This window comes from Curtobacterium sp. MCBA15_009 (assembly GCF_001864895.1).
GTDB lineage: Bacteria > Actinomycetota > Actinomycetes > Actinomycetales > Microbacteriaceae > Curtobacterium.
The window spans coordinates 117198-124521 of sequence record NZ_MJGO01000039.1; the positions used below are offsets into that span (position 1 = coordinate 117198).

At 73.7% G+C, this 7324-nt stretch carries 6 protein-coding genes; 2 read left to right on the forward strand and 4 right to left on the reverse strand.

Annotation, left to right across the window (positions count from 1 at the left end):
- Window positions 1-26: 26 nt before the first annotated feature.
- From BIU97_RS13755 to BIU97_RS13770, 4 genes are all read right to left on the reverse strand, one after another.
- Window positions 27-1079, reverse strand: coding sequence for a hypothetical protein (locus BIU97_RS13755; RefSeq protein ID WP_071297964.1), 1053 nt, complete (start codon window positions 1077-1079; stop codon window positions 27-29).
- A complete protein-coding gene (locus BIU97_RS13760; protein WP_071261511.1) occupies window positions 1076-2470 on the reverse strand; it encodes a sensor histidine kinase in 1395 nt (464 codons plus the stop codon). The genes BIU97_RS13755 and BIU97_RS13760 overlap by 4 nt, the downstream gene beginning before the upstream one ends.
- Window positions 2471-2475: 5 nt before the next feature.
- Complete coding sequence (locus BIU97_RS13765; protein WP_071261508.1) at window positions 2476-3192, reverse strand: response regulator transcription factor; 717 nt, start codon at window positions 3190-3192, stop codon at window positions 2476-2478.
- A 166-nt stretch (window positions 3193-3358) separates the two neighbouring features.
- Complete coding sequence (locus BIU97_RS13770) at window positions 3359-4618, reverse strand: class I SAM-dependent RNA methyltransferase (protein WP_071261498.1); 1260 nt, start codon at window positions 4616-4618, stop codon at window positions 3359-3361.
- Window positions 4619-4632: 14 nt separating this feature from the next.
- Here BIU97_RS13770 and BIU97_RS13775 point away from each other — a divergent pair, with 14 nt between their 5' ends.
- Both BIU97_RS13775 and BIU97_RS13780 read left to right on the forward strand, forming a co-directional pair.
- On the forward strand, window positions 4633-5412 hold the full coding sequence (locus tag BIU97_RS13775) for a Maf family protein (RefSeq protein WP_071261496.1): 780 nt from the start codon (window positions 4633-4635) through the stop codon (window positions 5410-5412).
- 79 nt (window positions 5413-5491) lie between these two features.
- Window positions 5492-7267, forward strand: a complete 1776-nt coding sequence (locus tag BIU97_RS13780) for an acetyl/propionyl/methylcrotonyl-CoA carboxylase subunit alpha (protein ID WP_071261491.1) — start codon at window positions 5492-5494, stop codon at window positions 7265-7267.
- Window positions 7268-7324: the final 57 nt, after the last annotated feature.

Below are 7324 nucleotides of genomic sequence, written 5' to 3' on the forward strand. Positions count from 1 at the left end.
GCGACCCCGCGCCGCCGCGACCCGCGTCAGACGGTCTCGTGCCGCGGGATCTCGAGCCAGAGCGCCACGGAGTCGTCCTCGTCACCGTCGTCGTCGTCCATGCCGGCGCCGAGTGCGGCCGACTCGCTCGCCGCGACGTCGAGCCGCAGGCCCACGACCGTCACCGCGGCCTCGGCGCCCTCGCCCACCGTGCGGACGATGACGTTGTCGGCGTCGCGGGCCTGCCGGAGCGCCTCGGCGATGCGCGCGTGGATGCGTCGGACGTCCTCGGCGTCGAGGTCGTCGAGTCCCCCGTCGTCGTGCAGCTGGACGGTGGCACCCCGTCGCCGCAGCTGCATGACCTCGTCGCGGACGTCGTCGGAGAGCAGCGACCTGCCGCGGATCTCGTCGCGGATCGCCTGCTCGAGGTTGAGACACTCGGCGCGGTCGGCCTCGTCGAGGTCGCCGCACGAGTCGATGATCCGCTGCAGCATCGGCAAGGCCATGCGGGTGGTCTGGCGCAGGCGGAACTGCCGCTCGAACACGTGGGCGTCCTGCGCGGCCTGCCAGTCGGCGGTCTCCTGTTCGGCGCGCACGAGCTCGCGGGTGTTCCGGGTGGCCCGGCTCATCGCCGCGGCGAAGACCGTCGCGATCGCGACCCAGGCCACGCTGCCGAGCACGCCGAGCGACCCGAGGGCGTCGAGCCCGGCCCACGCGATGGTGTGCACGGCGAGGAACAGCACACCGACCCAGGCGAACGGGCCGCGGCCGCGCACCACGAGCACGACCATGAGCGTGCCGACCGCGGCGATCCACCAGGTGACGTAGCCCGCACCCGGGGTGATCTCGCGGACGACCGGGGCCGACACGACCGGCATCACGAGCGCGGTCGCCAGGGCGAAGCACGCGCTCCAGACCGGCAGCACCTTGCCCGGCACGAACAGCACCGTGCCGGTCGCCGCGGCGTACAGCACCATGCAGGTGATGACGGGGCCGACCTCGGTGACCCGGGACAGCGACGACAGCGCGAGCACCAGGTGGTAGACGGAGAAGAGCGAGGCGAGGCCGAGCGCGACGCTCGCCGGCAGCGAGACCCTCACGCGGAGGCCCCCGATCCGGCCGCTGCCCCGGTCCAGCGCAGTTCGACGCGGGTACCGGCGCCGGGGGCGGTGTGCACCTCGGCCGTCCCCTCGACGGTGGTGACGCGCTCGATGATCGAGCGCCGCACGCCGAGCCGTTCGGACGGGATCGCCGCGACGTCGAAGCCGCGCCCGTCGTCGCCCACCTCGACCCGGATGCCGTCGCCGCGCTGCTCGATCCGGACCCAGCGGTCGACGTCGGGTCCGCCGGCGTGCTGCACGCTGTTCACGGCGGCCTGCAGCGCCGCCGAGGCGAGGGCGTCCGCGACGGCGGCCGGCAGCCGGAGCGGCGCGGCATGCGCTGGCCGGGGCGGCACGATGCGCACCGGCGCGGCGAGTGCACCGACGGCGTCCCCGATCCGCGTGCGGAGCTCGGCGAGGGTCACCGGGAGCGCCTCGCCGGGGCCGTCCGTCGCGGCGGCCTCGAGGTGGTCGATCGCGTTCCGGGCCATCCGCGCGGCGAGCGTCTTCGCCTCGAGGGTGTCCGCGCGGGCGGCGGACAGCAGCGTCGTGAGCACGCTGTCGTGCACGATGGCGTCGACCTGGACCCGCTCGACCTCGGTCGCGTGCTCCCGGATCGCCAACGAGTACCGGCGGACGGCGGTGGACTGCGCCGAGTCGACGGCCGAGGCCGCACGGCGCAGGACGACCGCGATGACGAGGACGGCGCCGCTGAGCAGCGCCGTGTAGACACCGTCGAGCAGCGCGCGGGTCAGCCCGACCTCGCCGCCGACCGGCGCGAGGCGCACCACCACGTAGACCGCCGGGACGAGTGCCGTGTAGATCGTCGCGCGCCACGTGGCGAAGCCCATCGCCGCGGCGGTCGACCCGACGGTGCAGAACCACCACGGCCAGGGCTGCTGCCCCGCCGGGATCGGGTCCTGCACGGTGGCCGGCCAGCTGACGAGCGCGACGAGGAACAGCAGCGCGCAGGCGATCTGCGCGAGCTGCGCGACCCGCGGCACGAACGCCGAGACGCCCACGAAGACGAACGAGGCGCCGAGCGCGAGCGCGACGAGCGGTCCCCAGAACGGGTCGAGGGCGGGCAGCTGCTCGAGCACGGCCGGCGCGTCGACGATCCCCAGGCCGATCGCGGCCATGGCGAGCAGCACGGCGAACGCGCGCTCGACCGACGCCTGGGTGATCGAGGTGCGGACGTTGCGGGACGGGTCGCCGCCGAACGGTGCCGTGCCGTCGAGTCCCGGTGGGACCGGGCCGTGCTCGGGCGCACCGGGCGAGGCGGGGACCGCACCGGCCCGGGCGCCGGCACGCTGGGCCGCGGGACGCAGCGCGCCGGCCCCCGGGCCCACCGCTCCGGCGAACCCGGGCGCCGGCTCAGCCGCGATCGCCATCGGACTCAGCGACCGTCGCCGTCGGGGTCGATCCCCGAGTCGAGCCCGGGGAGGATCCCGTCCTCGACCGCGCGGCGGAGCAGGTCGACCTTGGTCGGCGCGGGTCGGCCGACCTCGACGTACTTCACGCGGATGCGGTCGAGGTACTCGCGGGCGGTGGAGTACCCGATGCCGAGCTGCTGCGCGGCGAGCTTGAGCGGCAGGCCCGATGCGTAGAGGTGCAGGATCTCCCGCTCGCGGCGCCCGAGCTGCGCCTTCGCGAAGTCCCGGTCGGCGTCGATCGCGCTCGCCCACTCGAGGTTGTTGAGGACGTCCCCGCGCGCGACGGTCGCGACGGCGGCCATCACGGTCTTCGTCGCCGAGGACTTCGGGATGACGCCGGCAGCCCCTGCTGCCAGTGCCTCGCGGACGTTGGCGACGCGGTCGGCGATGGAGTGCACGAGCACCGCCGATCCGGTGCCCTGCACGCCCTTGACGTTCTCGGTGACGGTCGAGCCGTCGCCGAGGGACAGGTCGAGGACGACGACGTCGACCTCTCGCCCGTCGAGGTTCTCGACGTACTCGGGGACGCTCGCGGCGGTGAGCACCACCTCGAACCCCTCGTTCTGGCACGCCGCCTGGATCCCGAGTCGGACGGACTCGTGGTCGTCGACGATCGCGACCCGGACCGGCCTGGTGGCCGTCGCGGGTGTCTCGTTGGTGGTTGTCGTTCCTGCTGCCACTGTGGCCTCTCGTCCCGATGCGCAGGCCCGGCCCCTGAAACCGGGTCGCCATCGAGTACCCAGGATACCCAGCCCGGACTCAGGTGGGGAGTCCGGACGGTGCGCCACGCGGCTCAGGTTCCGGCGCTCGGGCCCTCGGCGGGACCCGGGCGATGCTGGGACGACCTCAGCGCGTCGGTACGAGCCGGGCGACCGCCTCGAGGTGGTGCGTGTGCGGGAACAGGTCGAAGGCCCGCAGCGCCTCGAGCGTGTACCCCAGGTCGGCGAAGGTCGCGACGTCGCGGGCGAGCGCGACGGGGTCGCAGGCGACGTAGACGACCTGTGCGGGTGCCAGTGCCGCGATCTGCTCGACGACCTGGCGTCCGGCGCCGGCGCGCGGCGGGTCGAGGACGATCGTGCCGGCGCGGAAGCGGTCCTGCTCGGCGCGCGAGGCGTTCGCCACCGTGTTCGCGAGCCAGCGGTCGACGCGCCCGGTCTCGGCGCGGGCGCCGATCCACTCGGACAGGTTCTCCTGCGCGTGCTCGGTCGCGCGCCCCGCGCTCTCGACGCTCGTGATGCGCGCCTTCGGGCCGACGAGGTCGCCGAGCGCTGCGGCGAGCAGGCCGACACCGCCGTACAGGTCGAGGTGGGTGCCCTCGGGGTCGAGGCGGTCGCGGTCGACCAGGTCCTGCACGGCCTCGGTGAGCACGGTCGCCGCGGCGCGGTGCACCTGCCAGAAGCCGTTGTCGTCGACCTGGAACGTGCGCTCCCCGACGACCTCGGTCACGACCGTGGGCTTCTGCTCGTCGATGACGAGCCGTGCCCCCTCGGACCCGCTCGGCGCGAGGACGTCGATCACCGACGAGCCCGGCATCACGCCACGGCCGAGCGGCGCGCTCTGCTGCACCGCGGCGCTCGCGAGCGGCAGGCTGGTGACGGGGATGACGGAGTGCGAACGGGCGGCGAACGGGCCGGCGGTGCCGTGCTCGTCGACGTGCAGCCGGACGCGGGTGCGCCAACCGAGGCCGTTCGCGGCGTCGTCGCCGGGCGCCGCCTCGACGACGACGTCGTGGCCGAGCACCTCGGCGAGGTCCGTCCGGGCGAACCGCGCGAACGCGTCGACGAGGACGTCGTGCTTCAGCGTGCGCTGGTGGGCGAGGGCGATGTGCCCGAACTCGGCACCGCCCGGGCGCGTCTCGGGGTCGCGGTCGAGCGCGGCCTCCGGCCAGACGTGGTCGACGCGGTGCTCGCTCGGGGTGACGACGCTGACCGTGTCGGCACGCCAGAACGACTTCTTGCGGTCCTCGGTCACCCGGGCGACGACGCGCTCCCCGGGGATCGCGTCCGAGACGAAGACCACCCGGCCTTCGTGCCGTGCCACCGAGATGCCGCCGTGGGCGATCCCGGTGACGTCGAGTTCGAGCAGCGTGCCGACGGATTCACCCATGGTGAGATGGTCCCATGCGTCTGTACCTCGCGAGTACATCCCCCGCCCGCCGAGCCCTCCTCGCCCAGTCCGGGATCGAGCCGGTGCTCGTCTCCCCCGGGGTCGACGAGGACGCCGCCGGTGCCGCCGCCGCCGCGTCCCTCGGCCGTGACCTGACCGGCCCCGAGCTCGTCTCGCTCCTCGCGGTCGCGAAGGCGTCGGCCGTCGCGGACGCCGCCGTCGCCGGCTCGCCGGTGGACGGCGTGGTGTTCGGCGGCGACTCCGCCTTCGAGGTCGACGGACGCCTGTACGGCAAGCCGCACGACCCGGCGGTCGCCCGGGAGCGCTGGCGGCAGATGCTCGCCGCCGGCGGCGGGACCCTGTGGAGCGGACACTGCGTCGTCGACCGGCGCCGCGACGTGGACCCGGCCACGGGGCGGACGGGAGGCCCGGACGCGGCCCGCACCGTGCCTCCCGTCCGTCCCCTGGTCACGTCGCCTGCCGGGGTCCCGGACCTGGGTGACGTCGCGCCCGGCGGGTCGGCGCTGGCCGCCGCGGGCGACCGCGTGGTCGCGGTCGACAGCGCGGTGCTCACCTTCGCCGACGACGTCTCGGCGGACGAGATCGACGCGTACGTCGCGACCGGCGAGCCGCTCGAGGTGGCGGGCGCGTTCACCATCGACGGTCGGGCGGCGGCGTACATCACCCGGATCGACGGCGCGCCGTCGGCCGTGATCGGCATGTCGTTGCCGATGCTGCGGACGATGCTCCTGCGGGGCTTCGGCATCGACTGGCACGATCTCTGGTCGCTGTAGACATCCGCACTGTGCGGGGCCGGTTCTTTGTGGATGCCGGTCAATTCGTCCCGCGACCGCACGAATACGCTGATGTCTCATGCCCCGTATCAGCAAGGTCCTCATCGCGAACCGCGGCGAGATCGCCGTCCGCATCATCCGTGCGGCCCGCGACGCAGGCAAGGCATCGGTCGCGGTCTACGCCGACCAGGACCGTGACGCCCTCCACGCACGCCTCGCTGACGAGGCCTACGCGCTGAACGGCACCACGAGCGCCGACACCTACCTCGTCATCGACAAGATCATCTCGGTCGCCCGTCGCTCCGGCGCGGATGCCGTGCACCCGGGCTACGGGTTCCTGGCCGAGAACGCCGACTTCGCCCGCGCCGTCATCGACGCGGGGCTGACCTGGATCGGTCCGTCGCCGGAGTCCATCGAGCGCCTCGGCGACAAGGTCTCCGCGCGCCACGTCGCCGAGAAGGTCGGGGCGCCGCTCGCCCCCGGCACCATCGAGCCCGTCAAGGACGCCTCCGAGGTCATCGCGTTCGCGGACGAGGTCGGCCTGCCGGTCGCCATCAAGGCGGCCTTCGGTGGCGGTGGCCGCGGCCTGAAGGTCGCACGGACGCGCGAGGAGGTCGCCTCGCAGTTCGAGTCGGCGACGCGTGAAGCCATCGCGGCGTTCGGCCGCGGCGAGTGCTTCGTCGAGAAGTACCTCGACAAGCCGCGCCACGTCGAGACCCAGTGCCTCGCCGACGAGCACGGCAACGTCGTCGTCGTCTCGACGCGCGACTGCTCGCTGCAGCGTCGCCACCAGAAGCTCGTCGAGGAGGCCCCCGCGCCGTACCTGACCGACGAACAGCAGGAGCGACTGTACGAGTCGTCGAAGGCGATCCTGCGCGAGGTCGGCTACGTCGGCGCCGGCACCTGCGAGTTCCTCATCGGGGCCGACGGCACCGTGTCGTTCCTCGAGGTGAACACCCGCCTGCAGGTCGAGCACTGCGTCTCGGAAGAGGTCACCGGCATCGACCTCGTCCGCGAGCAGTTCCGCATCGCCGAGGGCGGCACGCTCGACTACTCCGACCCGACGCCCCGCGGGCACTCGTTCGAGTTCCGCATCAACGGCGAGGACCCTGGTCGCAACTTCTTCCCCGCGCCCGGCCCCGTGCACGCGTTCAACGCGCCGTCCGGCCCCGGCGTCCGCGTCGACTCCGGCGTCGTGTCGGGCGACGTCGTGTCCGGCTCGTTCGACTCGATGCTCGCGAAGCTCGTCGTCACCGGCGCCACGCGCGCCGAGGCCCTGGAACGCTCGCGACGGGCACTCGCCGAGTTCGAGGTCACCGGCCTGCCGACCGTGCTGCCGTTCCACCGCGCGGTCGTGTCGGACCCGGCCTTCGCGACCCCCGACGACGAGCCGTTCTCCGTGTACACGCAGTGGATCGAGACCGACTTCCAGAACGACATCCCGGCGTGGAGCGGCTCCCCCGAGGAGCTCCCCGCCCCGGCCGCCCGCGAGAGCGTCGTCGTCGAGGTGCAGGGCAAGCGCATCGAGGTCACGATGCCGTCGATCGTCGGCGGTGGCGCGGCCGCGGGGCGTCGTCCCGCCGGTCCCTCCGCTCCCCCGAAGCGCCGCTCGTCGGCCGTGCGCGGCGGTGTCGCGAAGTCGGGCGGGTCCGTCGCCTCGCCGATGCAGGCCACCGTCGTGAAGCTCGCGGTCGCCGAGGGCGACACCGTGGTGAAGGGCGACCTGCTCGTCGTCCTCGAGGCGATGAAGATGGAGCAGCCCGTCCAGGCCCACAAGGACGGCGTCGTCACGAGCCTGAACGCCCCGGTCGGCCAGACGATCTCGTCCGGCCACGTGCTGCTCGAGCTCGCGTAGCGCGCGCGGGCGCCGCGCTCCGCTGGCGCGAATCCGCTTCGCACAACCAAAGTCACC

What these genes read in the sequence shown, in the direction of transcription:
- BIU97_RS13780 (WP_071261491.1), top strand. Translation starts at nt 5,492, where the DNA reads ATGCCCCGTATCAGCAAGGTCCTCATCGCGAACCGCGGCGAGATCGCC.
- BIU97_RS13775 (WP_071261496.1), top strand. Translation starts at nt 4,633, where the DNA reads ATGCGTCTGTACCTCGCGAGTACATCCCCCGCCCGCCGAGCCCTCCTC.
- BIU97_RS13770 (WP_071261498.1), bottom strand. Translation starts at nt 4,618, where the DNA reads ATGGGTGAATCCGTCGGCACGCTGCTCGAACTCGACGTCACCGGGATC.
- BIU97_RS13760 (WP_071261511.1), bottom strand. Translation starts at nt 2,470, where the DNA reads ATGGCGATCGCGGCTGAGCCGGCGCCCGGGTTCGCCGGAGCGGTGGGC.